The sequence below is a fragment of the Dietzia sp. IN118 genome (assembly GCF_032905965.1).
Classification (GTDB): Bacteria; Actinomycetota; Actinomycetes; order Mycobacteriales; family Mycobacteriaceae; genus Dietzia; species Dietzia kunjamensis.
Window position 1 is genome coordinate 400,750 of the sequence record NZ_JAUMSR010000001.1, and the last position, 22,171, is coordinate 422,920.

21 protein-coding genes are annotated in these 22,171 nt (G+C 71.2%); 5 read left to right on the plus strand and 16 right to left on the minus strand.

The annotated features are described in order from the left end of the window. Positions 1 to 107: 107 nt before the first annotated feature. Genes ppk2 through Q2K20_RS01940 form a run of 4 tightly spaced genes read right to left on the minus strand, consistent with a single transcriptional unit; the run spans position 108 to position 3,617 of the window. Entirely contained in the window at positions 108 to 1,001 is an 894-nt protein-coding gene (gene ppk2 / locus Q2K20_RS01925; RefSeq protein ID WP_269504278.1) for a polyphosphate kinase 2, read from the minus strand. 3 nt (positions 1,002 to 1,004) lie between these two features. Continuing rightward, complete coding sequence (locus Q2K20_RS01930) at positions 1,005 to 1,805, minus strand: exodeoxyribonuclease III (protein WP_119192770.1); 801 nt, start codon at positions 1,803 to 1,805, stop codon at positions 1,005 to 1,007. 56 nt (positions 1,806 to 1,861) lie between these two features. Continuing rightward, the gene (locus Q2K20_RS01935) at positions 1,862 to 2,938 is read right to left on the minus strand and encodes a GNAT family N-acetyltransferase (RefSeq protein WP_317176586.1); all 1,077 of its coding nucleotides are present in this window, start codon (positions 2,936 to 2,938) and stop codon (positions 1,862 to 1,864) included. Further along, positions 2,931 to 3,617: a peptide deformylase gene (locus Q2K20_RS01940; protein ID WP_317176587.1), complete on the minus strand. Its 687-nt coding sequence runs from the start codon at positions 3,615 to 3,617 to the stop codon at positions 2,931 to 2,933. Before Q2K20_RS01940 ends, Q2K20_RS01935 begins: the two co-directional genes overlap by 8 nt. A 146-nt stretch (positions 3,618 to 3,763) precedes the next feature. Between Q2K20_RS01940 and Q2K20_RS01945 the strand changes: the two genes are divergently transcribed. The 3 genes from Q2K20_RS01945 (at position 3,764) to Q2K20_RS01955 (ending at position 5,353) form a co-directional block, all read left to right on the plus strand. Beyond that, entirely contained in the window at positions 3,764 to 4,102 is a 339-nt protein-coding gene (locus Q2K20_RS01945; protein WP_119192767.1) for a DUF3263 domain-containing protein, read from the plus strand. 15 nt (positions 4,103 to 4,117) lie between these two features. Then, entirely contained in the window at positions 4,118 to 4,912 is a 795-nt protein-coding gene (locus Q2K20_RS01950; protein ID WP_244200877.1) for a LytR C-terminal domain-containing protein, read from the plus strand. Between the two features lie 90 nt (positions 4,913 to 5,002). Continuing rightward, entirely contained in the window at positions 5,003 to 5,353 is a 351-nt protein-coding gene (locus tag Q2K20_RS01955; protein WP_069388497.1) for a hypothetical protein, read from the plus strand. 136 nt (positions 5,354 to 5,489) lie between these two features. Here the strand turns inward: Q2K20_RS01955 and Q2K20_RS01960 are convergent, their stop codons facing one another. The 10 genes from Q2K20_RS01960 to Q2K20_RS02005 form a co-directional block, all read right to left on the minus strand. Next, entirely contained in the window at positions 5,490 to 5,858 is a 369-nt protein-coding gene (locus Q2K20_RS01960) for a monovalent cation/H(+) antiporter subunit G (RefSeq protein ID WP_067719292.1), read from the minus strand. Further along, positions 5,855 to 6,082 carry a monovalent cation/H+ antiporter complex subunit F gene (locus Q2K20_RS01965; protein WP_241504579.1) on the minus strand — a complete coding sequence of 76 codons (228 nt, stop codon included), beginning with the start codon at positions 6,080 to 6,082 and terminating at the stop codon, positions 5,855 to 5,857. Before Q2K20_RS01965 ends, Q2K20_RS01960 begins: the two co-directional genes overlap by 4 nt. A gap of 65 nt (positions 6,083 to 6,147) precedes the next feature. Beyond that, positions 6,148 to 6,924 carry a Na+/H+ antiporter subunit E gene (locus Q2K20_RS01970; protein WP_096906756.1) on the minus strand — a complete coding sequence of 259 codons (777 nt, stop codon included), beginning with the start codon at positions 6,922 to 6,924 and terminating at the stop codon, positions 6,148 to 6,150. Position 6,925: 1 nt separating this feature from the next. Continuing rightward, positions 6,926 to 8,551 carry a Na+/H+ antiporter subunit D gene (locus tag Q2K20_RS01975; protein ID WP_313312298.1) on the minus strand — a complete coding sequence of 542 codons (1,626 nt, stop codon included), beginning with the start codon at positions 8,549 to 8,551 and terminating at the stop codon, positions 6,926 to 6,928. Then, positions 8,548 to 9,177 carry a Na(+)/H(+) antiporter subunit C gene (locus tag Q2K20_RS01980; RefSeq protein ID WP_067719286.1) on the minus strand — a complete coding sequence of 210 codons (630 nt, stop codon included), beginning with the start codon at positions 9,175 to 9,177 and terminating at the stop codon, positions 8,548 to 8,550. Before Q2K20_RS01980 ends, Q2K20_RS01975 begins: the two co-directional genes overlap by 4 nt. Continuing rightward, the gene (locus tag Q2K20_RS01985) at positions 9,174 to 12,218 is read right to left on the minus strand and encodes a Na+/H+ antiporter subunit A (protein ID WP_313312300.1); all 3,045 of its coding nucleotides are present in this window, start codon (positions 12,216 to 12,218) and stop codon (positions 9,174 to 9,176) included. The genes Q2K20_RS01980 and Q2K20_RS01985 overlap by 4 nt, the downstream gene beginning before the upstream one ends. Before the next feature lie 132 nt (positions 12,219 to 12,350). Next, positions 12,351 to 12,899, minus strand: coding sequence for a hypothetical protein (locus Q2K20_RS01990; protein WP_069388499.1), 549 nt, complete (start codon positions 12,897 to 12,899; stop codon positions 12,351 to 12,353). Between the two features lie 198 nt (positions 12,900 to 13,097). After that, the gene (locus Q2K20_RS01995) at positions 13,098 to 15,374 is read right to left on the minus strand and encodes an AAA family ATPase (RefSeq protein ID WP_163376341.1); all 2,277 of its coding nucleotides are present in this window, start codon (positions 15,372 to 15,374) and stop codon (positions 13,098 to 13,100) included. A 51-nt stretch (positions 15,375 to 15,425) separates the two neighbouring features. After that, entirely contained in the window at positions 15,426 to 16,613 is a 1,188-nt protein-coding gene (locus Q2K20_RS02000; protein WP_067719275.1) for an alpha/beta hydrolase, read from the minus strand. Between the two features lie 103 nt (positions 16,614 to 16,716). Beyond that, complete coding sequence (locus tag Q2K20_RS02005; RefSeq protein WP_096906759.1) at positions 16,717 to 18,153, minus strand: M20/M25/M40 family metallo-hydrolase; 1,437 nt, start codon at positions 18,151 to 18,153, stop codon at positions 16,717 to 16,719. 80 nt (positions 18,154 to 18,233) lie between these two features. Between Q2K20_RS02005 and Q2K20_RS02010 the strand changes: the two genes are divergently transcribed. Then, positions 18,234 to 18,983: a hypothetical protein gene (locus Q2K20_RS02010; RefSeq protein ID WP_317176588.1), complete on the plus strand. Its 750-nt coding sequence runs from the start codon at positions 18,234 to 18,236 to the stop codon at positions 18,981 to 18,983. 25 nt (positions 18,984 to 19,008) lie between these two features. Here Q2K20_RS02010 and Q2K20_RS02015 read toward each other — a convergent pair whose 3' ends face one another. Together Q2K20_RS02015 and Q2K20_RS02020 are read right to left on the minus strand one after the other, a co-directional pair. Further along, complete coding sequence (locus Q2K20_RS02015; RefSeq protein ID WP_096906760.1) at positions 19,009 to 19,728, minus strand: hypothetical protein; 720 nt, start codon at positions 19,726 to 19,728, stop codon at positions 19,009 to 19,011. 7 nt (positions 19,729 to 19,735) lie between these two features. After that, positions 19,736 to 20,212, minus strand: coding sequence for an SRPBCC family protein (locus Q2K20_RS02020; protein WP_163376342.1), 477 nt, complete (start codon positions 20,210 to 20,212; stop codon positions 19,736 to 19,738). Between the two features lie 285 nt (positions 20,213 to 20,497). Between Q2K20_RS02020 and groL the strand changes: the two genes are divergently transcribed. Beyond that, entirely contained in the window at positions 20,498 to 22,120 is a 1,623-nt protein-coding gene (groL, locus tag Q2K20_RS02025; protein ID WP_120286075.1) for a chaperonin GroEL, read from the plus strand. The last annotated feature ends 51 nt before the right edge of the window (positions 22,121 to 22,171 follow it).

The following is a 22,171-nucleotide window of genomic DNA, read 5'->3' on the forward strand; positions in this document are numbered from 1 at the left end:
GCGCGGCTCCGCCAGGCCTGTGCGCGGGGCCCTCCTGAGCAGGCTCAGTCAGTCCCCGACGGTACGTGTGCGCGGGGACATCGCTCCGCTCGCTGGCGCTCCCTCCGCTAGTCCCCGACAGCGTCCTTGCCGCGGCGGACGATCTTCGGGTCCGGGTCGAACACCACCTGGGGGTCCTTGTCCGGGTAGTCGAACTGGTTCAGGAAGTAGCGCATCGCGTTGATGCGGGCCCGCTTCTTGTCGTTGGACTTGATGGTGATCCACGGCGCGTGGTCGGTGTCCGTGCGCCGGAACATCTCCTCCTTGGCGTCCGTGTACTTGTCCCACTTGTCGAGCGACTCCAGGTCCATGGGCGAGAGTTTCCAGCGCCGCACCGGGTCGAGTTGGCGGATCGCGAACCGGGTCTTCTGCTCCTCCCGGGTGACGGAGAACCAGAACTTGGTCAGCCCGATCCCCGAGTCGACCAGCATCTTCTCGAAGTTGGGCGCCTGTTCCATGAACGTCTCGTATTGCGATTGCGTACAGAACCCCATCACCCGCTCCACGCCGGCGCGGTTGTACCAGGAGCGGTCGAACAGCACGAGCTCGCCGCGGCTGGGCAGATGAGCCACGTACCGCTGGAAGTACCACTGATACATCTCGGTCTCGGTGGGCTTGACCAGCGCGACGACCCGGGCCTGCCGGACGTTGATGTACTCGGTGAACCGCTTGATGGTCCCGCCCTTGCCGGCGGCGTCGCGGCCCTCGAACACGATCACCTGCCGGTGCCCGGTCTCGGCCTGCCAGTTCTGGAACTTCAGCAGCTCGATCTGCAGCAGGTACTTCTCGACCTCGTACTGGTTGCGGTCCAGTCGCTCGTCGTACGGGTAGTTCTCCCGCCAGGTGTCGACGGCCCGGCCGTGGATGTCGATGAGATCCGGGTCCTCGCCGTGGTCGTCGCGGACCGTGAACCCCTCGGCGCGCAGGCGGTCGATGTAGCGCCGAAGCTGGAACGTGGACATGGCTCAGTCGAGGTCCACGACGACGGGCGCGTGGTCGGAGGCGCCCTTGCCCTTGCGCTCCTCGCGGTCGATGGACGCCCCGGTCACGCGGGCGGCCAGGGCGGGGGAGTGCAGCTGGAAGTCGATCCGCATGCCCTTGCGCTTGGGGAAGCTGAGTCCGGTGTAGTCCCAGTAGGTGTAGACGCCGGGCCCGGGGGTGTGTTCGCGGGTGACCTCGCGGAAGCCGGCGCCGTCGAACGCGGCGAACGCGAGCCGCTCGGGTCCGGAGGTGTGGGTCTTGCCCTCGAAGACCTCCGGGTCCCACACGTCCTCGTCGAGCGGCGCGACGTTCCAGTCACCCACGAGGGCGATCTGGGCGGCGGAGTCGGCGGCCAACTCGGCGGCGGCGTGGTCACGCAGGCGGGCCAGCCACTCCAGCTTGTACGTGTAGTGCGGGTCGCCCAGCTCACGGCCGTTGGGGACGTAGAGGCTGTACACGCGGACGCCGTCGCAGACCGCCGAGATGGCGCGGGCCTCCGGGTCCTGCGAGACCTCGGGATCCTTGTGGAAGCCGGGCATGTCGTCGAAGCCCAGACGCACGTCCTCGAGCCCCACCCGGGAGGCCACGGCGACCCCGTTCCACTGGCTCAGCCCGTGGTGGGCGACCTCGTACCCGAGCTCACGGAACGCGTCTTCGGGGAACTGCTCGTCCTTGCACTTGGTCTCCTGCATTGCCAGGACGTCGACGTCGGACCGTTCGAGCCACGCGAGCACGCGGTCTTTCCGGGCACGGATCGAGTTCACATTCCAGGTGGCCAGACGCATGCGCCCGAGTGTATTGCCCTCCGCGCGGCGGTGTCACCGTGGGAGCGGAGCCGGTGTCAGTCGACGACGACGAGGTGGCGCAGCGAATGGTGCGGCTGCAGTCCGAGCTTGGCCCACAGGCCGCGCCCGGCGGAGTTGTCCGCGAACACGTGCAGGTGACATTCCTGCGCGCCGAGGCCCAGTCCCCACTCCACGAGCGAGCCGGTGACCACCTCGGCCAGGCCGCGGCGGCGGTGGGCGTCCGCGGTCTGCACGCAGGACACCGCGATCCGCGGGTGTCCGTCGGGCCCGGCGGTGACGGCGCCGCGGGCGATCGCGGCCAGGTCCCCGTCCTCCTCGAGTCGGGCGAACACCGCGTGGCCGCCGGGGCCGGGTTCGCCGGCGTCCGGTCCGGAGGCGACGAGCCCCGCGGTGGCGAGCATCGCCGGCCGGACTCGCTCGGGGTCGAGGTCGGCGGTGGCGTGGTAGAGCGCCAGCCAGTCGTCGTCGGGGCGCTCGGCCAGGGTGACCGCCGGCCGGGTGGGGGCGGGGAACGCCTCGTCGACCACCGCGAGCAGGTCGCGGCTGTCGGCGGTGCACAGCAGGAGGTCGCGGTCGGCATGGATCCGCGAGGCGTCCACCGGGGCGCCGTCGAGTTTCATTCGCTCGGATTTCACCAGCCGGTCCACGTCCACCAGGCGCAGCGGCAGGCCGCGGGCGGCGTACCAGTCGCGCACCCCGTCCAGGTCCTCACAGTTGGCCCACGGCAGGACGGGCACCGCGGAGTTCCCGCGGTAGGACCAGTCGTCGCCGGCGCGGCAGAACCAGCCGTCGACCACCTCGTACTCCGGTCCGGGCCACGCCAGGGCGCCGGCGTACTCGTGCGCCCGGATGTCGCGGGCCCGCACCGGCCGCGGCGGGATCACCTTGAGCACCGCGATGTCGGCGTCCGCGATCCGCACCTGCTCACCGGACTCGCGTACCACGACCAGTTCCGGCTCGAACTCCACCACGCGACCGATGACGTCCGTGTACAGATGCGAGGTCTGGCCCGCCTCCAGGTGGCGACGCACCACCACGCGATCGCCCACCGCCACCCGGCGGCCGGCGTTCCACCGGGACCGTTCCGACAGGCCCCGGTCCTGCTCAGCCATGGTCGGTGCCGACCTCGTCGTCGTAGTCATTGTCGTTGTCGTGGTCGTCATCGTCTTCATCGGCGAACGGGTCCGGGTCGGAGGCCGGATCCCAGCTCAGGCCGGGCACGCCCCACCCGGCGTCGCGGATGTGGCGCTTGGCGGCCTTCCGGTTCCGTCCGATGAGGCCGTCGGTGTAGAGGAAACCGTCGAGGTGGCCCACCTCGTGCTGCAGGCAGCGGGCGAACAGTCCGTACCCCTCCACCGAGACGGGCTCGCCGTGCTCGTCGGTGCCCGTCACCCGCGCCCACCAGGCGCGACCGCGCGGGAAGTTGACCGCCGGGACGGACAGGCAGCCCTCGAGGTCGTCCTCCGGATCCGGCATGGTCTCCGGGATCTCGGACGTCTCCAGGACCGGGTTGACCACGCATCCGCGCCGGTTCAGCCAGCCGCCGCGCGCCTCGACCTCCTCGCGGGTCACGCCCTCGCCGTCCTCGGTGTCCAGGTCGGGACAGTCGTAGACGAACAGGCGCTTGCGCACGCCGATCTGGTTGGCGGCCAGGCCCACCCCGTTGGCGGCGTCCATGGTGTCGTAGAGGTCCTGCACCAGCGCCGCGAGTTCCTCGGGGGACTCGGTGACGGGCTCGGTGGCGGCGTGGAGCGCGGGATCGCCGAGGATGACGATGGGACGGACGGCCATGGTGGTCGATTCTAGAGCGCCGGACATGGCGACGTGTCGGAGGCGTGTGGTTCACTACGGGGGAATCACAACGGTGTACTTCAGCGTCGTGGTTGTCAGAGGTCATCAGTGGTCAACAGAGGTCATCAGGGTCAGGAGGCAGGCACATGGGTCGCTCAGCCACCGCGGCACGCGAGGTGCAGCGCGAGAAGGACCGCGAGCAGGGAACGGCCGAGCTCCACGCCGCGGATCCCGTCCTGTCCGAACGCGACCGGGCCATGCTCGAGTTCGAGCGGCAGTGGTGGAAGTTCGCCGGCTCCAAGGAGGAGGCGATCCGGCAGCAGTTCGACATGTCGGGCACGCGCTACTTCCAGATCCTCAACGACCTCATCGACCGCCCCGAGGCCCTGGCCGCGGACCCGCTCCTCGTCAAGCGGCTGCGCCGGATGCGTTCCAGCCGACAGAAGGCACGCGCGGCGCGCAACCTGGGAATGCGGCTCGACTGACCTAGACTCGGCGGCGTGAGCTCCCAGTCCGGAAACCCGCAGTACGACAGCCCGCAGCCCGGCGATGCCGAGTACGGCGATCCCGAGTACGGCGGCGCGCACGGCGCCGACGACCCCTACACGCAGGGCGACGGCCCGGCCATGGACGAGCCGACCGGCCCGCCGTACCGCGCAATCGCGATGGTGCTGCTGGCCGCGGTCGTGCTGGCGGTCGGCGTCGGACTGGTCCAGCTGTTCGGCGGTGACGAGGACGAGGCGACGCCCACCGCCGACGACACCACCTCCCAGGTCGAGCAGGACGCCTCGGCCGGACAGGGTGCCGATGGTCAGACCGGAACCGACGGCGCCGGCGCTGCCACCGCCCCGGGCGACGCCGGGGCCGGTCAGGACGGTGCCGGCGGCGCGGACGGTGCGCCCGGCGGAGGAGCCGACGGGCAGGACCCGCAGTCGGGCGACCCCGCGGCGCCCGCCCCGGGCCAGCCCGCCGGGCAGGTCCCCGGCGGAGCGGTGCCGGACGTGACGTCCGTGCCCGTGCAGATCTTCAACAACAGCACCGTGACCGGGCTGGCCGGCCGCACCGGTGAGACGCTGCGCGAGAACGGGTACGCCGTGGGTGAGGTGGCCAACATGCCGTCCAACCGCGGCGTCGTGGCGGAGTCGACCGCCTTCTACGGCTCCGGCCCCGGCGAACAGCAGGCTGCACAGGCGATCGCCTCCCAGTTGGGCATCACCGCCAAGCCGCGGCCGGCGGATCTCGCGGACGAGGCGCCAGGGGTGATCGTGATCGTCACCCAGGATCTCGACCGCTGACCCCTGAGGATATGATGAGCCCACGCATTCCGTTCCGCGGGTTGCGTGCTCACTAGCGACTTGCAGCTTCCCGAGATCGAAGGAGCCCCCATGGCCCCGCGTCAGACCGCCCGCCGCCTCCTGGTCGCGGCTCCCGCACTCGCCCTCGCGTTCGCCGTGGCCGCGTGCAGCCCGCCCAACGAGCAGCCGGCCGAGGCCGACGCGCCGTACACGCTGCCCAGCTACACCGAGGACGCCGCGCCGACGAGCTCGATCCCGGAGACGCAGGAGACCGACGTGCCCGAGGGTGCCGGCGACTTCGAGCCCGGCGTGACGGAGACGGGCACTCCCGGTGGCGAGGGCGGCGACGAGGGCGGCGGCCAGGCCACCACAGATGACGGCATCGTCGTCCCGGGAACCGGACAACAGGCCGGCAACGCCCCGGCGCAGCCCGCCCCCTGAGCAGCCCGACCCTGACCTGACGGGTCGGCACCACCCCCGGACGTCGAGAAGAGCGTCTCGCACACGGTCCCCGAGAGGGACAGGTGCGGGACGCTCTCCTCGTTGAGCCGGCGGCCGGCCCCGGCCGCGCGACGGGTCAGTTGGCGGCGCTGCCGTCGAGGCCCGACCCGGTGAACTTCTCCAACACGGGGGCCTCGTGGGTGATGGTGCCGTCCTCGACGCTCTCCCGGTAGGCGAGGTTGCCCACGCGGTTCGCGATCACCGGCGCCGTGCACACGGCGACGATGGCGGCCAGCACGAGCATGCCCAGGTCGATGTCCGGGAAGATCCGGATCCCGGCGCCGAGCAGGATCAGCACGAGGCCGAGGACCTGCGGCTTGGCGGCCGGGTGCATGCGGCTGAGGGTGTCGCGGAAGCGGACGAGGCCGATCGCGCTCGCTAGTGTCAGCAGCGCCCCGGCGAGGACGAACAGTGCGGAGATGATCTCCACCAGGTCGTTGGTCATGGGAGGGCCTCCTCGGGCGTTCCGACGGTGTCGTTCACGCGGAAACGGGCCACGGACACCGAGCCGAGGAACGCCACGAGGGCGAGCGCGACGAGCGCGGCGGCGGGGGTGGTGTCCTTGGACCAGGCGATGTAGACGCCGATGCCACCCTGGGCGACCGCGACGAGCGCATCCAGGGAGATCAGGCGGTCGAGGGTGTTGGGGCCGCCGACGAGCCGGATCATCGTGGCGAACAGCGCGGCCGTCAGCGCGATGATGGCCAGACTCCACAGGATGAGCGAGATGATGTTCACCGGGGGGCCTCCTGTTCCGGGGTGGGGCCGTCGGCGTCGTCCGCGTGGTGTGCCGCGTGCTCGGCTGCGGCCTGCTCTGCTTCGGCTCGTGCAGCTTCGGGCTTTTCTGCGTCGGTGTGGTCTGCGGCGGCGTGAGCTGGCGCGGCTTGGTTAGCGGCGTGGGGTGCGGATTCCGCGGAGTCCGCGGTGCCCACGGTCGTCGGGGCGCTGTCGGCGGGTGCGGAGTAGTGCTCCGGGCTCGGCTTCCAGTCCTCGTCGCGCTCGAAGGCGCGCTGGTAGAGCGTCTCGATGTGCGCGGTCTGGGATCTGAAATGCTCCACGGCGTCGTCGGTTCCGGTGTTCAGCACGTGGATGTAGACGTACCGGGCCGCGGGATCCACGCGGACGACGATGCCGCCCGGCATGAGGTTGAGGGTGTTGACGGCCAGCGCCAGTGTGAAGTCGGATTTCAGCCGCATCGGGGCGCGCAGCACGGCGGAGCGCGGGGGAGCCTGGGGCCGGACCGACAGCCAGGCGACGGCGATCGACGACCGGACGAGGTAGTAGGCCACCACGATCACCAGCCACACCATCGACACCGGCCGCAGCAGACCCTCGACGGGGACGCGGGGGAGCGGGAGGACGGCCATCACCACGGTCGCGACGATGAGTCCGGCGGCGATGGTGCCGATGTCGATGCTGCCCCACAGCAGGACCCAGGCGAATGCCAGCCACAGGGTCATGAACAGGCGGGCGCCGAGCACCCGCGGCTCCAACGTCATCTTCCGGGCCATGTCAGCGCACCCCCGTCACGGAGTCGACGAAGCGTTCGGGTGTGGCGTCGGTGGGGACGGTCACGAGGTACTCGACACGCTCCCGCAGACTCTCGGCGGCGCCGTCGGTGACCGCGAGCAGCGGGCCGGCGAAGACGGTCATGAGAAGCGAGACGACGATGAGCGCCCACGTCGGGGCCAGCATGCTCCACGGCATCCGCCCGACCTCGTCGCGCTCGTCGAACTCGACGTACTCGTCGGACGGCAGCAGTGCGAGCGGCTTGGCCAGCGCGATCGCGCCCTCGGGGGCGTCCGCCCGGGGCCGCCAGAACGCCTTGGACCACACGCGCACGACCACGTACAGCGTCAGCAGGCTGGTGACCATGGCGCCGGCGACGAGCACCCACATGAGTACCCCGCCGACCTCTGCGCCGGCCTGGACCACGGCGAGCTTGCCAACGAAGCCGGAGAACGGCGGGATCCCGCCCAGGTTGAGCGCCGGGATGAGGAACGTGACGGCGAGGACCGGGCTGACGACGCCGAGGGACCCCAACCGGCGGAGGGAGGACGACCCCGCCTGCCGTTCGATGAGGCCCACGACCAGGAACAGTGTGGTCTGCACGACGATGTGGTGGCCGACGTAGTAGATCGCGGCGCTCAGCCCGGACTCGGTGGACAGGGCGATCCCGAAGATCATGTAGCCGATGTGGCTGACCAGGGTGAACGACAAGATCCGCTTGATGTCCGACTGGGCGATCGCACCGAGGATGCCCACGACCATCGTCAACAGGCCGGCCACCAGGAGGACGCCGTCCATGCTGCCCCCGGGGAACACCAGGGTGTGGAAGCGGATGATCGCGTAGACGCCGACCTTGGTGAGCAGACCGGCGAACACGGCGGTGACCGGGGCGGGCGCGGTCGGGTACGAGTCGGGCAGCCACGTGGACAGCGGGAACACGGCGGCCTTGATGCCGAACGCCACGAGGAACACGGCGAAGATGGTGTGCCGCAGGCCGTCCGGGACCTCGGCCATCCGGGTGGCGACCTGCGCCAGGTTGAGCGTTCCGACGGCGGAATAGGTCAGCGCGATGCCCAGCAGGAAGACCATCGAGGACACCATCGACACAACGGTGTACGACACGCCCGCGCGCACACGTTCCTGACTGGCACCCAGCGTGAGCAGCACGTACGACGCGGCCAGCAGCATCTCGAACCCGACGAACAGGTTGAACAGGTCGCCGGCGATGAACGCCGCGTTCAGGCCGGCGGCCAGCGCGAGGTAGGTGGGCAGGAAGACCGAGGTCGGCTGGTCGCCGTCACCGTCGCGGACACCCTGGCCGACGGCGTAGATGATGACCGTCAGCAGGATCACGGCGGATACGCACAGCATCAGCGCGCTGAGCCGGTCCGCGACCAGGGTGATGCCGACCGGGGCGTCCCAGCCTCCCACCTGGACGGTGTGCATCCCGTGTTGTTCGGTCAGCACCAGCAGGATGCCGGAGATGACCAACACCCCGGTCAGGGTGGCGATCGTGATGACGTTCTGCACCCGCGGTCGGCGGGAGACCACCAGACAGAGGGCGGCCGCCAGCATCGGGGCGAGGACGACCGACGGGATGAGGTAGCCGAAGAGTTCGGGGGAGATCACAGGTCCTCCTCCTTTCCGGCGTCCTTGTTGCGCTTCACGCGTCGATCGATACGTCGGGCCTCCGCCTCGGCGCGGGCCCGTGCCTCCGCGCGAGCGTCGGCCTCGGCTCTGGCCCGGGCCTCCGCTCGGGCTTCGGCGGCGGCCTCGGCTTCGGCCTCCTCGAGGTCCTCGTCGTCGTAGTCGACGTGGTCACCGAGTTCGGTGGGCTGACCGGTGGCGTGGTCGTCGGAGGCGTCACGGTCGGGAGCGGACCAGGCGTCGGTGGGGGAGCGTCGGGCGATCTTCGTGTCCTCGACGTCGTCCGCGACCTCGTCCACGGTGGTGAACTGGTACGAGCGGTAGGCCAGCGCCAGGATGAACGCCCCGACACCGGCGGTGATGACGATGGCGGTGAGGATCATGGCCTGGGCCAGCGGATCGGAGTCGGTGGCGTTGCCGCCCCAGGTCCGGTCGCGGATGGGCGGGTTCCCGGGGGCGCCGCCGGCCGCCAGCAGCAGCAGGTTGACGCCGTTGGACAGGATCATGATCCCCAGCAGGATCTTGATGATGGCGCGCTCGAGCAGTAGGTAGACGCCGGCGGCGCTGAGGATGCCCGCCAGGAGCAGCAGTGCGAAGTCGGCGGTCATGGCATCCCCCGGGAGGTCGTGCCCTGGTTCTCGGCGGCTCTCAGGCGGTCGGCGCGGCGGGCGGCCAGGTCGGACCGCGGTGCGGCGCCGTCGACGCCGGGGACGCGGCGCAGGGAGGCGGTGGACGGCGAGTCGGTGGCGTCGACGTAGACGGCGCGGAGTTCCTCGAGGTCCTCGGCGTCCAGGTCGAGTCGGGCGCCGAGGCTGCGGAGGATGTCGAGGACGAGACCGACGACGATGAGGTAGACCCCCGCGTCGAAGAACAGCGCCGTGACGAACTTGACGTCCCCGAAGACGGGAAGCGTTCCCTCGAAGGTGGCGCTGGACAGGGGAGGTGCCCCGAAGAACATCGAGGCGGTGGCCGTGCCGGCGGCCAGCAGGAGCCCGAATCCGAGGATCCGGCCGGCGTCGATGGGGATGGCCTCCCCGAGTTCGTAGCGGCCACCGGCGACGTACCGCAGCACCAGGGCCAGACCGGCCACCAGACCGCCGGCGAAGCCACCGCCGGGGTTGTTGTGCCCGGCGAAGAAGAAGAACAGGCTCAGGATCATCATGGTGGGGAAGATGAGCCTGGTGGTGACCTCGAGGACGAGGGAACGCGCGCGCGGATCGCGGACGGTCGCCCCGACCAGCCAGCGGCCGGGGGAGGCGCCGGGAGCCTCGACGACGATCCGGGCGGCCTCGATGCCGCGCCGGCCGGAACGCGTCTTGCCGGCGTCGGCGAGGCGCGGGCCCGAGCCGTAGCGGCGGTTGCGGAAGACCAGGCTGGCCACACCGGTGGCGGCGACGAGCAGCACCGTGATCTCGCCGAGGGTGTCCCAGGCGCGGATGTCGACCAGGGTGACGTTGACCGCGTTGGCGCCGTTGCCGATGTCGTAGGCGAGGTCCGGGAAGACGGTGGACACGGCGGGCCGCTGGCGGGCGTTGATCGCGTAGGCGCCGACGATCACCACGAGCAGGCCCACCCCGATGCCGAGCCAGGCGCGGGTCCGGCGGAAGCCGTCCGACAACGGGACCTCGGCGGGCATCGTGCGCAGCACCAGGACGAACGCGACCATCAGCAGCGTCTCCACCAACACCTGGGTGAGGGCCAGGTCCGGGGCGCCGTGGAAGGCGAAGATGATGGCGACGCCGTAGCCGGTGACGGACATGCTGATCACCGCGGCGAGGCGGTTGCGCAGGACGGTGGCGGCGATCGCGGCGACGGTCATGGGGATCATGACGAACAGCACGACCGGGTTGCCCGCCAGCTCCATCCGCAGGCCCTCGCGGGTGCCGACCATGAGGGACGCGAACGGGAACAGCACGAGGGTGAACAGGATGATGCCGAGCGTCAGCGGGAGGGAGCCGCGCTGGATGCTCGCGGTCAGGCGCAGCGACAGGAGGTCGAAGAAGCGCAGGACGGCGTCGTAGATGCGGTCGGCGTTACCCAGCGCGGGCGACTCGAACTGCATCCGCTCGACGGTCCGCTGGGCGACATAGAGCATGGTTCCGAGCACGTACACGACCGCCGTGAGCGCCAACGGGATGCCGACGCCGTGCCACAGTCCCAGGTGGTAGGCCTCGTCTCCGCGCCACGGGCTGCCGGGCGGGAACGCGACATCGACGAACCGGACGAGGAGGTTCTCGACGGGCGCCGACCACAGGCCGAGCACCAGGCCGGCGACGGCGAGGACCGCGGGCACCGAGAGGAACATCGGGTTGACGGGCTTCGAGTCGGCGACCGCGGGGCTGATCCCGTCGGGGAAGGTCGGCTTGTCCCGGAATGCGCCCATGACCAGGCGGGCGGTGTACGAGAAGGTGAGCACCGAGCCCAGTACGAGGCCCGCGGTGACAACAATCGCGGGCATCCCGTGTAGTCGGCCCTCGGTCAGCACGGTGGCGAACGCGGACTCCTTGCCGATGAACCCGAGGAAGGGCGGGAGCCCGGCCATCGAGGCGGCGGCGAGGGTGAAGAACACCGCCAGTGCGGGCCGCGAGCGGCCGAGGCCCGACAGCTCGCGGATCTCGCGGGTGCCGGTCGTCTTGTCGATCACGCCGACCGCCATGAACAGGGACGACTTGAACAGCGAGTGTGCGAGCAGCATGGTGAGCCCGGCGAGCATGGTGTCCCGGGAGCCGATGCCCACCAGCACGAGCAGGAAACCCAGCTGGGACACCGTGCCGAAGGCCAGCACCAGCTTGAGGTCCGTCTCGCGTAGCGCCCGCCACCCGGCCATGAGCAGGGAGACCAGGCCCAGGGCGATGAGTGGCAGCTGCCAGGTGGACGAGCCGGACAACCCGGGACTGAACGCCGCGACGAGGAAGACGCCGGCCTTGACCATGGCCGCGGAGTGCAGGTACGCGCTCACCGGGGTGGGGGCGGTCATCGCCCCCGGTAGCCAGAAGTGCAGGGGAGCGATGGCGGACTTGCTCGCCGCGCCGATGATGACCAGGGCGAGAGCCCAGTGGACGAGGGGCCCCGACGGTGGGGCCGCGATGATCTCGCTGAGCAGGTACGACCCGGCTTCCTGCGCCAGGATGATCATGCCGACGAGCATCGCCAGGCCGCCGAGGGTGGTCACCAGCAGTGCCTGGGTGGCGGCACGCCGGGACGAGGCCCGCTCGGCGTAGTGGCCGACCAGCAGGAAGCTCAGAACGGAGGTGATCTCCCAGAAGATGTACAGCAGGATCATGTTGTCGGCCACGACCAGGCCGAACATGACGCCCGCGAAGGCGACGAGCTCCGCGGCGAACAGGTGGAGTCGCGGTTCGGAGTCGTCGAAGTACCAGGTGCAGTAGAACAGCACCAACGCACCGACGCCCAGTGCGATGAGGGACATCAGCGCGGACAGGGCGTCCATCCGCAGGTCGAGCGCCAGGTGGATGCCGGGAGCCCACTGGATGGACTCCGTGGGTACCCGGTCGAGGTTCGCGGCCACCCAGACCGCGCCGGCGGCGGGGACCAACGCCAGGAGCGGGAAGGCGCGGCGTCCGAACCTGGACACCAACGGGATCGCGATCAGGGCGGCCACGGCATGGGCCGCGAGGATCACGATCACCGGCGGCTCCTTTCCTTGCGTCGAACGGACGACGACATGCGGACGTATCCGCCGCGAGGCGGCGGGGAGTCGGTGGTCGACCGGGGCGTGGTTCCTGTGATCACTTTACAGAACGGTGTTTCCGAGCCGACTTCACCGCAGGTGGAGACGGGTCGCGGCGCTGAGCAGCGCCGCGATCGAGGCCTCGGTGGAGGTCTGCCCGAACCCGAGCGCCCACGTCTCGCGGCGACCACAGCTGGCGCGCAGGATCGTGCACCACGATCCGGCCTCGCCGAAGGCGTGGCCGCCGTGCCGGTGGCCCTCGTACTGGTGGAACTGCTCGATCTCCGCACGCGCGCCGACCTGGCCCAGCATGTCGGACATCGCGGTGACGTCACCGCAGGACTCGGTGGTCAGGCGGCGGGCGGTGAACTCGCCGGGCGCGTCCCCTGCGGCACGGGTGGCCAGGATCGCCTCGTAGGCGATGATGCCCCGACCCAGCGGGCGGCGGGAGAAATCGGCCAGATGAAAGCGGTCGGAGGACGGGGCGTAGGTGTCGAGCAGCGTGCGCCAGTCCAGGCCCGCGGCCTCGGAGGCGAACCCTCGTGGCAGCCGGCGGCCGAATCGATCCGCGAAGGGGCAGATGGGAGAGCCGGTGGTCGCGTGGGGTCCGCCGAACGTGGGATTCGCCGTGGGGGTCATGGAGTTCTCGCTTCTGGTGCGTCGGTGAGATGACCGACGTCAGAAGGAGCAACCACGCAACGGGGGTGCCGGTCTGTCAGGCCCCGTTACGTCCGGTTACTACGAGAATCTTCCGCATGGTCAGACACTCTAGGCCGCCGGCGTAAATCCCGGCAAGCCCGTGGCGCCCCGCCCCCGCGCGCGGCACCCTCGCGCTGCTCAGCTCTCGCGACGCTCGGCGTACTGCCGGAGGTCCTCCACCTGCACGGGGTCGAGAGAGGGTCTGACCGCGCGGCGGGCGCGATCCACGTCGTCGGCGGTGACCTCGGCCGCGTCGATGTCGCGACGCATCGCGGTCAGCGCCGACTCCCGCAGCAGTGCGGCGCAGTCCGCGGCCGAGTACCCGTCCAGGTCGGTCGCGAGCTCGGTCAGGTCCACGTCGTCGGCCAGCGGGACGTCCCGGCCGGCCGCCCGGAGGATGTCCGCCCGGGCCTCGGCGTCCGGCGGGGGGACGAACACCAGGCGTTCGAGCCGCCCCGGACGCAGCAGGGCGGGGTCGATGAGTTCGGGCCGGTTGGTGGCGCCGAGGATGACCACATCACCCAGTGGCTCCGCACCGTCGAGTTCGGTGAGCAGGGCCGCGACCACCCGGTCGCCGACGCCCGAATCGCCGGACTGGCCCCGCCGCGGGGCGAGCGCGTCGATCTCGTCGAGGAACACCAGCGACGGCGCGGAGTCCCGGGCCTTGCGGAACAGGTCGCGGACGGCCTTCTCCGAGGACCCGACCCACTTGTCCATGAGCTCGGCGCCCTTGACCATGTGCACCGTCAGCCGGCCGCTCGCGGCGAGGGCCCGCACGACGAAGGTCTTGCCACACCCCGGGGGGCCGTACAGCAGCACGCCCCGCGGCGGCTGCACCCCCAGCCGTTCGAAGGAGTCGCGGTGCTGCAGCGGCCAGAGCACCGTCTCGGTGAGCGCCTGACGTACCTCCTCCATGTCCCCGACGTCGTCGAGGGTGATCGATCCGAGGCTCAGCTCCTCGGTGCCGGACCGGGACAGCGGCCGGATCACGCTGATCGCGCCCAGGAGGTCGTCCTGCTCCAGACGGGCGGCGGGGTGGTCTGGCGCGGGACGGTCGGGTGCAGCGTGGTCGGCGGCGCTGTCGCCCGCGGCCCGCCCGGCCGCCCGCAGGGCCGCCTCCCGGGTCAGTGCCCTCATGTCGCCGGCGACGTACCCGGGGGTGCGCTCGGCGATGGCGGGCAGGTCCAGCGTCCCGGTGGGCACGTTTCTGAGCATGACCTCCAGCAGCGCGGCGCGGTCGGCCGCGTTGGGCAGGGGCAGGTCGAGCACGCGGTCGCAGAGGTCGGGTTCCCGGAGCCGGGCGTCGGCGTCCTCTGGGCGCACGCAGGTCGCCACCAGCACCGATCCTGGGGACGCCACCACCGACCGCAGTCGGTCGAGGACCAGCGTGGACACCGGCTCGGGCTGGGCGGGGAGCAGTGCGTCGACGTCGGTGACCAGCAGGATCCCGCCATTCTCGCGGGCCCGCTCGGCGGCGGCACGTACCGCCTCGAGTCGTGAGGCGGGGTCGAGCGCTCCGACCGAGGGCCCGTCGACCACCTCGAGCCGCCGGTGGCCGGCGACCGAGCGGACCAGCGTCGTCTTGCCGACGCCCGGAGGTCCCGCCACCAGCACCCCGAGGTGCGGCGACGCGCCCAGCGTCCGCAACAACTCCGAGCGGTCCAGCGCGAGGGAGAGCCACTGCTCCAGCACCTCGGCCCGGTCGGCGACGCCGACGAGGTCTTCCCTCGCGACGGCAGTGATGGCCGAGCCGCCGGCCGTCTCCGGGCCCGCGCTGCCCCCGGCGGCGGCAGGAGCCGCCGCGGTGGGGGAGCTCGCCGTCGGACCGGTGCCCCCGGCCCCCGCGCCCCCGGTGCCCACGCCGGTCACGATCGCCGTGGTGGGCTGCACGGAGACGGTCCCGCCGGGCACGGTCGCGGTGACGGTGAGCAGCTCGGTGCCCCATGCCGCGCCCATGGTGTTGCGCAGGGTGCGGGTCGTGTCGGAGGTGGGGAAGTCGGGGCCGAGGTCGCGCGGCATCAGCGTGACCGAGTCCCCGACCCGCACCACCTTGCCCAGCAGCGCCGACCGCAGCACACGCTCGGCGACTCCGCGACCCGCCGGCGGGAGGCCCTGGACCTCGACGGACTGCGCGCCCGTCACCTCCGCGGCCCGCACGGTCACCCGCGCGTCTTCACCGAGGCCACAGTTGGCGGCCACCACCTCGTCGACGACCAGCACGCCGCTCGGCGCGCCCGTGGCCGCGGCGGCGACCACGGCGCCCGTCGTGCGGGCACCGATGATCTCGATGGCATCCCACTCGCGCATCCCCAGCGCGAGGATCACTTCCGGGTGTGCGCGGACGATTCCCCGTCGGGAGTCGGCCGCGGACGCCGACAGGCGCAGGGTCAGGTCAAGATCCGGGCGGGGGTTCACGGAGGTGAGCGTATCGCGGCGAGCGCCGGCTCCTCTGGGTCCCCGGTGGGGTTACAGCGCGCCGCGGATGGCGTTCCAGGCGACGGGGATCTGACGCGAGTAGTAGGACCAGTTGTGCAGCCCGGTGGGCAGGTGGTCGATCGTCGCCGGGATGCCCAGGTCCCGCAGGCGACGGTCCGCCGCGCGCGTGCACTGCCCGGTGGCCTGTTCGAGCGCCATGCCGGCGATGAAGTTGGCGGCGTCGTTGTTGTAGTCCTCCCAGTCGCCCGGGTTGGCCACGCCCGTGCCGGACGAGAGGTAGATCGCCTTTCCGCGCAGCTCCTCCGCGTTGATCAGCGCGTCGTGGGCCGCCCACTGCGCGGTGCCCGGCTCGCCCCACATGTTGGTCAGGGTCGCGCCGCGGCTCTCCACGGTGTAGCGGGTGAGGATCTGACCGAGCGTGCCGGTGGAGTAGCAGCCCGAGACGCCGAAGACGGCCCGGTAGAGATCGGGGTGGCGGGTGGCGATGGTCACGGCCGCGCCGGCGCCCATCGAGATGCCGCCGATCGCGCGGCTGCGGCTGGTGCTGACCTCGGGCTCGACCAGGGCGGGCAGGTCGCGGGTGATGAACGCCTCCCACTTGCTGATGCCCAGCACCGGGTCGGGCTCGTTCCAGTCCGCCCACATCGAACCCTGGCCACCGGTCGGGATGACGAGGTTGACGTTCTCGTCCGCGAACTGCTCTGCCGCGCCCCACTGCATGAAGCCGCTGGGGAGTTCGGAACCGACGCCGTCGAGGAGGTACAGGAACGGCGCGTTCTGATTACCGTCGGGCGCGCGGTAGACCTCGACGGTGATCCCGCGCTTCATGTCGGCCGAGTCGATGAGCCACCGCTCGTAGCGGCCGTCGACGTCCTTGCGCACGACACGGGTCTCGGTGATGTTCGGGTTGGGTTGGGGCGCCGGCGGCGGGGGTCCGGCGAACATGTTGGGGGAGAATCCGAGTCGGTTGGCGATGCCCATCATCGATGACCCGGACGAGCCTGGCAGGTTGCCGAAGTAGAGGAGCTGGCTGAGGCTCTCCGGCGAGATGGTGCCGAGAGCACCGTTGGCGATCTGCTCCGGGCTGATCGACCCCGGTAGCCCCTGCGCCTGCGCGGGGGCGGGGAGCAGCCCCACCGTCAGCGCGGCGGCGACAGCGGTCGCGAGGAGGGCGCGGCCTGCGCGGGTGACGCGGTGGGCGAGTGCGGGCACGGGCATGGCGGCTCCTTCTTCCGGGCAGCCGAGACCTGGTCGCGCCGCCTCTGGTGACAGTATCGGCCCACGGGCATCACACCGTTACCGGTTCTCCGGGCCGGGGGGCTCAGCGGTAGCGCTGCAGGAACGCCGCCTCCGCCAGTGCGATGCGCTCGATCTCCCGCGGGTCGACGCTCTCGTCGGGGGAGTGGATAGCGGCCGCGGGATCCTCGACGCCGAACAGTGCGATGCTCGCGTCGGGATGCGCCCGCTGCAGCGCGGTGCACAGCGGGATCGATCCGCCGGAGCCGACCACGGCGACCTCCTCCGCACCGTAGGCCTGCACCAGGCACTGCGAGAGCAGGTCGTGGACCGGGTCCGAGCCGCCCGCCGGCACCGAGCGGAACGGGTGGCCGACGGCCTCGGGTTCCACCGTCACCCGGGCGTTCCACGGCCTGCGCCGCTCGATGTGCGCGGTGAGTAGCCGCTGCGCCTCGACCGGGTCGATCCCGGGTGGAACGCGCAGGTTGATCAGGGCGCGGGCTCGGGGTTGGACGGCGGCGATCGCCCCCTCGACCGGCGGGCAGTCGATCCCCAGCACGGTCACCGCGGGCCGTGACCACACCAGGTCCGCGAGCGGGGCCGCCGTGGAGACCTCCACCCCGTCGAGGATCCCGGCGTCGGCGCGGAACGCCTCTTCGGGGTAGGCCTGCCCGTCCCACTCGCCGGTGAAGTCCAGGCCGTCGACGGTCGTGGCGCCGGTGGCGGGGTCGCGCAGCGAGGCGAGGATGGAGATGAGGGCGGCGAGCGCGTCGGGCGCCGCGCCCCCGAACTGTCCGGAGTGGACCCCGGCCTCCAGGGTGTCGACGACGACGACGAGGTTGGCGATCCCCCGGAGGCTGGTCGTGAGCGTGGGGGTGCCGACCGAGACGTTCCCGGAATCGGCGATGAGGATCGCCTCCGCCGCCACCAAGTCTGGCCGCGACGCCACGAGATCGTCCAGGCCCCCTCCGCCGGTCTCCTCGGAGCCCTCCACGACGAGTCGGATCCCCAGGCCGTCCAGCGGGTCCGCCCCGGGGTCGCCGACCTCGTCGTCGTCACCCAGGGCGGCGAGGGCGCGCAGGGCGGCGAGGTGCACGACGAGGTTTCCCTTGCAGTCCGCGGCACCGCGGCCGTACCACCGGCCGTCGCGCTCGGTCAGTTCCCACGGCGAGGACGTCCACTCGCCCGGGTCCCCGGAGGGCTGGACGTCGTAGTGGCTGTAGAGCAGCACGGTGGGGCGGCCGGGTGCGGCCGGGCGGTGGGCGAACACCGCGCGCGACCCGTCGGACGTCTCGATCACCTCGACCGAGTCCGGGCCCAGGCCCGGGATCGGCAGGTCCGTGAGCAGGCCGCGGACGAGGTCGCTGGCCTGTGCGCCGGCCTCCGGCTCGGCATCGTGCACCGACGGTAGGGCGACGAGATCGGCGAGATCGGAGCGGGCCCGGTCGAGTTGGGCGGCGACCGCGGCCGCGAGCGGGGCGAGATCGGCGTGGGGGTCAGCGAACGCGGGGGAGTCGGCCATGCGCACAGAGTAGTTGCCCGCTCCGACACGACTCGGCGACATGAACGGAAAGTGAACGCAGCATGAAGTATGGTGTGCACATGAGTAGCTTTGTGATCATCGTCACCCCTGCTGAGAAGGAGCTCCGCGAGCTCACCTCCGTCGACGAGTTGCCCGCACGCGTGCGGGCGGACCTCGAGGCGCTGTGCGACGAGCTGTCGGAGCGGTTCCCGGAGGCCGAGGCGATCGGCGAGACCGGCGCTCTGTGCTCGCGCCCGGAGATCGACGGCGTGGGCGTGGTCATCCGGCCCGAGGTGATCACCCGCCCACTCGTGGTCAACGCCGTCATGCGGTACGCCGCCCCGCGCCAGCTCCGCGTGACCTCGCCCGAGCTGGGACTGGTGGCCGACCCGCGCGAGCGCATTGATGTCGACGTCCACCGTCGGCCCACCATGGTGGGCGCGGGGATCGCCGACCACGCGGTGCGCGGTCGACCCCGCGGCACGCTGCCGTGGGTCACCCGTGAACTCCTGGGCCAGCTGATCGGCAAGCTCCTGATCGACGGCGACCGGTTGGAGCTGGAGGTCGACGGCGAACGCTGCTTCCGCTTCGAGCGGTCTGGCGACTGCCTGCTCATCCAGGCGAAGGACGGGCCGGACGTCCCCGTGTGCCGACGGACCGTCCCGGTCGACGCGGCCGACGCCGCGGCGGACGCCGGCTGGGCGTGGGCCCGCTGCGACCAGGGGTGGGCGGAGTTTTTGCCGCGTGACGCGCGGACGGACGAGGTGATCGCACCGTCCGCCGGGGGCGATCCCGCGACGGGCGGACGAGACTCCGCCACCGCGGCCTGAACCGGGTGGCCGCGCCCGGGTGGCGTCACACCGAGATGTCGTAGCGCAGGGACGCCACCACGGCGTCGATCGTCTCCGTGGGCTGCACGCCGGCCTCGCCCTCATCGGACATGAGCACGAACACCAGTGAGGCCGGCGCGCCGTCCGGGCCCCGCGTGGACACCGCGATGGTGTCGAAGCGGATGGTCGGCGGGGTGCAGTCGTTGCGCGGGGGACGCACCTCGCCGCGCAGCGAGACGTACCAGGCGGGCACCCCCGAGACCCCGATCCTGCGGGCATCGGGGACGGGGACGTCGGCACCGGCCTGGGTGAACCGTCGGTCGATCGAGTCCGCCATGGCCCGGGACGCCGATTCGGCTTGTTCACGCGCCTCGCCCGGCAGTGCCGTCGCGCTGATGCCGACCAGGGTCCGGAAGCTCAGGCCCCCGAGCCGGCAGTAGCCACGGTCGGCGATGGCGTTGGCGGTGGTGACGTAGCCCGATCCCCAGTCCGATCCGGGGTCGCCGGCGTCGTCGTCGACCCCGGACGGGTCCCCGACCTCCCACCCCGGCGGAACCGAGTACACGAGCCCGGTGGGGCTGCGGACGTCCTGCCAGTCCGCCGGCGGGGGGCCGGCGGCCAGGGTGGGCCCGGGCTGCTCGCGGGCAGGGGCGTCGACGTCGTCGCCGTCGCCCGACCACAGGGCGCAGCCGGAGAGCGACGCGACGAGCGAGCCCGCGATGAGGGCCGCGGCGGCCCGGGCCATCCCGGCCTCAGCTCCGCTCGGCGAGCGCCTTGATCCGCTGCAGGGAGGTGGACACGCCCCGGTCCAGCTCGCTGGTGAACGACTTCTGTCCTCCGAACACCTTGTCGGTGAGGAATCGGGAGATGAAGGTCAGCCCGTCCGGGACCTCCCTGCGCTCGGTGAGGAGCGTGCCGCCGGCGGGGGTCGGCTCGAGGTCGAAGACCCAGACGGTGGTGTTCTCGGTGATGCGGTTCGCGAACCGGCGGCCGGGCTCGAACTCCACCACACGGCTGGTCGTGGGCCACAGGAGCGGCCCACGCTTGTTGATGTTCAGTGCCCACGTGCCCTTGGCGGTGCGACCGCCGAGGGGGAAGATCTTCCAGGCCTGGCTGCTCCACTGGGTGGCGTTGCGGACCTCGGAGATGACCTCCCAGACCCGGGCCGGCGGGGCGTCGATCTCGATGGAGCTCTCGATGGCGCCTGCTGCGGCGGGTTCGGTGGGCATTGACGAGCCTTTCGGGCGAACGGGTGGGACGGCGTCTCGATGGTAGGGCAGGACCGGACGACATGAGGGTCGTTCGCCGAGCGCGAATCAGTCGTCCGGGCCTTTGCACTCGTCGGGGGCGAGTGCTAGAAAAGCGATTGGCACTCGGTTACCCTGAGTGCCAGCAAGATCTGAGAACCGAGGTCGCAAGGTGAGGCGCGGATCCGACACGGTCCGCACCGTCCGTCGCGGGCACCGACGCTGACCACACGCGTGTCACCCCATACCCGGAGGATGATTCACCCCATGGCAAAGATGATCGCGTTCGACGAAGAGGCCCGGCGCGGCCTGGAGAGCGGTCTCAACCAGCTCGCCGACGCCGTCAAGGTCACGCTCGGCCCCAAGGGCCGCAACGTCGTGCTGGAGAAGAAGTGGGGCGCCCCCACGATCACCAACGACGGCGTCTCCATCGCCAAGGAGATCGAGCTCGAGGAGCCGTACGAGAAGATCGGCGCCGAGCTGGTCAAGGAGGTCGCCAAGAAGACCGACGACGTCGCCGGCGACGGAACCACCACCGCCACCGTTCTCGCCCAGGCGCTCGTGCGCGAGGGCCTGCGCAACGTCGCCGCCGGTGCCAACCCCATGGGCATCAAGCGCGGCATCGAGAAGGCCGTCGAGGCCGTCACCAAGCACCTGATCGACTCCGCCACGGAGATCGAGACCAAGGAGCAGATCGCCGCCACCGCGGGGATCTCCGCCGGCGACCCGGCCATCGGCGAGCTCATCGCCCAGGCCATGGACAAGGTCGGCAAGGAGGGCGTGATCACGGTCGAGGAGTCCCAGACCTTCGGTCTGGATCTCGAGCTCACCGAGGGCATGCGCTTCGACAAGGGCTACATCTCGCAGTACTTCCAGACGGATCCGGAGCGCCAGGAGGCGGTCATGGAGGATCCGTACGTCCTGCTGGTCTCCGGCAAGGTCTCCACCGTCAAGGACCTGCTCCCGCTGCTGGAGAAGGTCATCGGCGAGAACAAGTCGCTGCTCATCATCGCCGAGGACGTCGAGGGCGAGGCCCTGTCGACCCTGGTTGTGAACAAGATCCGCGGCACCTTCAAGTCCGTCGCCGTTAAGGCCCCGGGCTTCGGTGACCGCCGCAAGGCCATGCTGCAGGACATCGCCATCCTCACCGGTGGCCAGGTCATCTCCGAGGAGGTCGGCCTCTCGCTCGAGACCGCCGACATCTCCATGCTCGGCAAGGCCCGCAAGGTCGTCGTGACCAAGGACGAGACCACCATCGTCGAGGGTGCCGGAGACCAGGGTCAGATCGAGGGCCGGGTCAACCAGATCCGCGCCGAGATCGAGAACTCGGACTCCGACTACGACCGCGAGAAGCTCCAGGAGCGCCTCGCCAAGCTCGCCGGCGGCGTCGCCGTCATCAAGGCGGGCGCGGCCACCGAGGTCGAGCTCAAGGAGCGCAAGCACCGCATCGAGGACGCCGTGCGCAACGCCAAGGCGGCCGTCGAGGAGGGCATCGTCGCCGGCGGCGGCGTCGCCCTGGTCAAGTCCGAGGTCGCCATCGATGGTCTGTCCCTCGAGGGCGAGGAGGCCACCGGCGCGAACATCGTCAAGTTCGCGCTCAGCGCCCCGCTCAAGCAGATCGCCCACAACGCCGGCCTCGAGCCGGGCGTCGTGGCCGAGAAGGTCCGCAACCTGCCGGGCGCCGAGGGCCTGAACGCCGCCACCGGCGGTTACGAGGACCTGCTCAAGGCCGGCATCAACGACCCGGTCAAGGTGACCCGCTCGGCGCTGCAGAACGCCGCGTCGATCGCCGCGCTGTTCCTCACCACCGAGGCCGTCGTGGCCGACAAGCCCGAGCCCGCCGCGCCCGCCATGCCGGGTGGCGACGAGATGGGCGGCATGGGCTTCTGATGTAGCCCATCCCAGCACGCGGCCGTGGCCCGCACCGGAGATCCGGTGCGG

Coding starts and splice junctions, on each gene's coding strand:
- ppk2 (WP_269504278.1), bottom strand. CDS start 1,001: ATGTCCACGTTCCAGCTTCGGCGCTACATCGACCGCCTGCGCGCCGAG.
- Q2K20_RS01980 (WP_067719286.1), bottom strand. CDS start 9,177: ATGACCGCCGACTTCGCACTGCTGCTCCTGGCGGGCATCCTCAGCGCC.
- Q2K20_RS01960 (WP_067719292.1), bottom strand. CDS start 5,858: ATGACCAACGACCTGGTGGAGATCATCTCCGCACTGTTCGTCCTCGCC.
- Q2K20_RS02010 (WP_317176588.1), top strand. CDS start 18,234: ATGAGTAGCTTTGTGATCATCGTCACCCCTGCTGAGAAGGAGCTCCGC.
- Q2K20_RS01935 (WP_317176586.1), bottom strand. CDS start 2,938: ATGGCTGAGCAGGACCGGGGCCTGTCGGAACGGTCCCGGTGGAACGCC.
- Q2K20_RS01955 (WP_069388497.1), top strand. CDS start 5,003: ATGGCCCCGCGTCAGACCGCCCGCCGCCTCCTGGTCGCGGCTCCCGCA.
- groL (WP_120286075.1), top strand. CDS start 20,498: ATGGCAAAGATGATCGCGTTCGACGAAGAGGCCCGGCGCGGCCTGGAG.
- Q2K20_RS01965 (WP_241504579.1), bottom strand. CDS start 6,082: ATGATCCGGCTCGTCGGCGGCCCCAACACCCTCGACCGCCTGATCTCC.
- Q2K20_RS01940 (WP_317176587.1), bottom strand. CDS start 3,617: ATGGCCGTCCGTCCCATCGTCATCCTCGGCGATCCCGCGCTCCACGCC.
- Q2K20_RS02005 (WP_096906759.1), bottom strand. CDS start 18,153: ATGGCCGACTCCCCCGCGTTCGCTGACCCCCACGCCGATCTCGCCCCG.
- Q2K20_RS01990 (WP_069388499.1), bottom strand. CDS start 12,899: ATGACCCCCACGGCGAATCCCACGTTCGGCGGACCCCACGCGACCACC.
- Q2K20_RS01945 (WP_119192767.1), top strand. CDS start 3,764: ATGGGTCGCTCAGCCACCGCGGCACGCGAGGTGCAGCGCGAGAAGGAC.
- Q2K20_RS02020 (WP_163376342.1), bottom strand. CDS start 20,212: ATGCCCACCGAACCCGCCGCAGCAGGCGCCATCGAGAGCTCCATCGAG.
- Q2K20_RS02015 (WP_096906760.1), bottom strand. CDS start 19,728: ATGGCCCGGGCCGCCGCGGCCCTCATCGCGGGCTCGCTCGTCGCGTCG.
- Q2K20_RS01970 (WP_096906756.1), bottom strand. CDS start 6,924: ATGGCCCGGAAGATGACGTTGGAGCCGCGGGTGCTCGGCGCCCGCCTG.
- Q2K20_RS02000 (WP_067719275.1), bottom strand. CDS start 16,613: ATGCCCGTGCCCGCACTCGCCCACCGCGTCACCCGCGCAGGCCGCGCC.
- Q2K20_RS01930 (WP_119192770.1), bottom strand. CDS start 1,805: ATGCGTCTGGCCACCTGGAATGTGAACTCGATCCGTGCCCGGAAAGAC.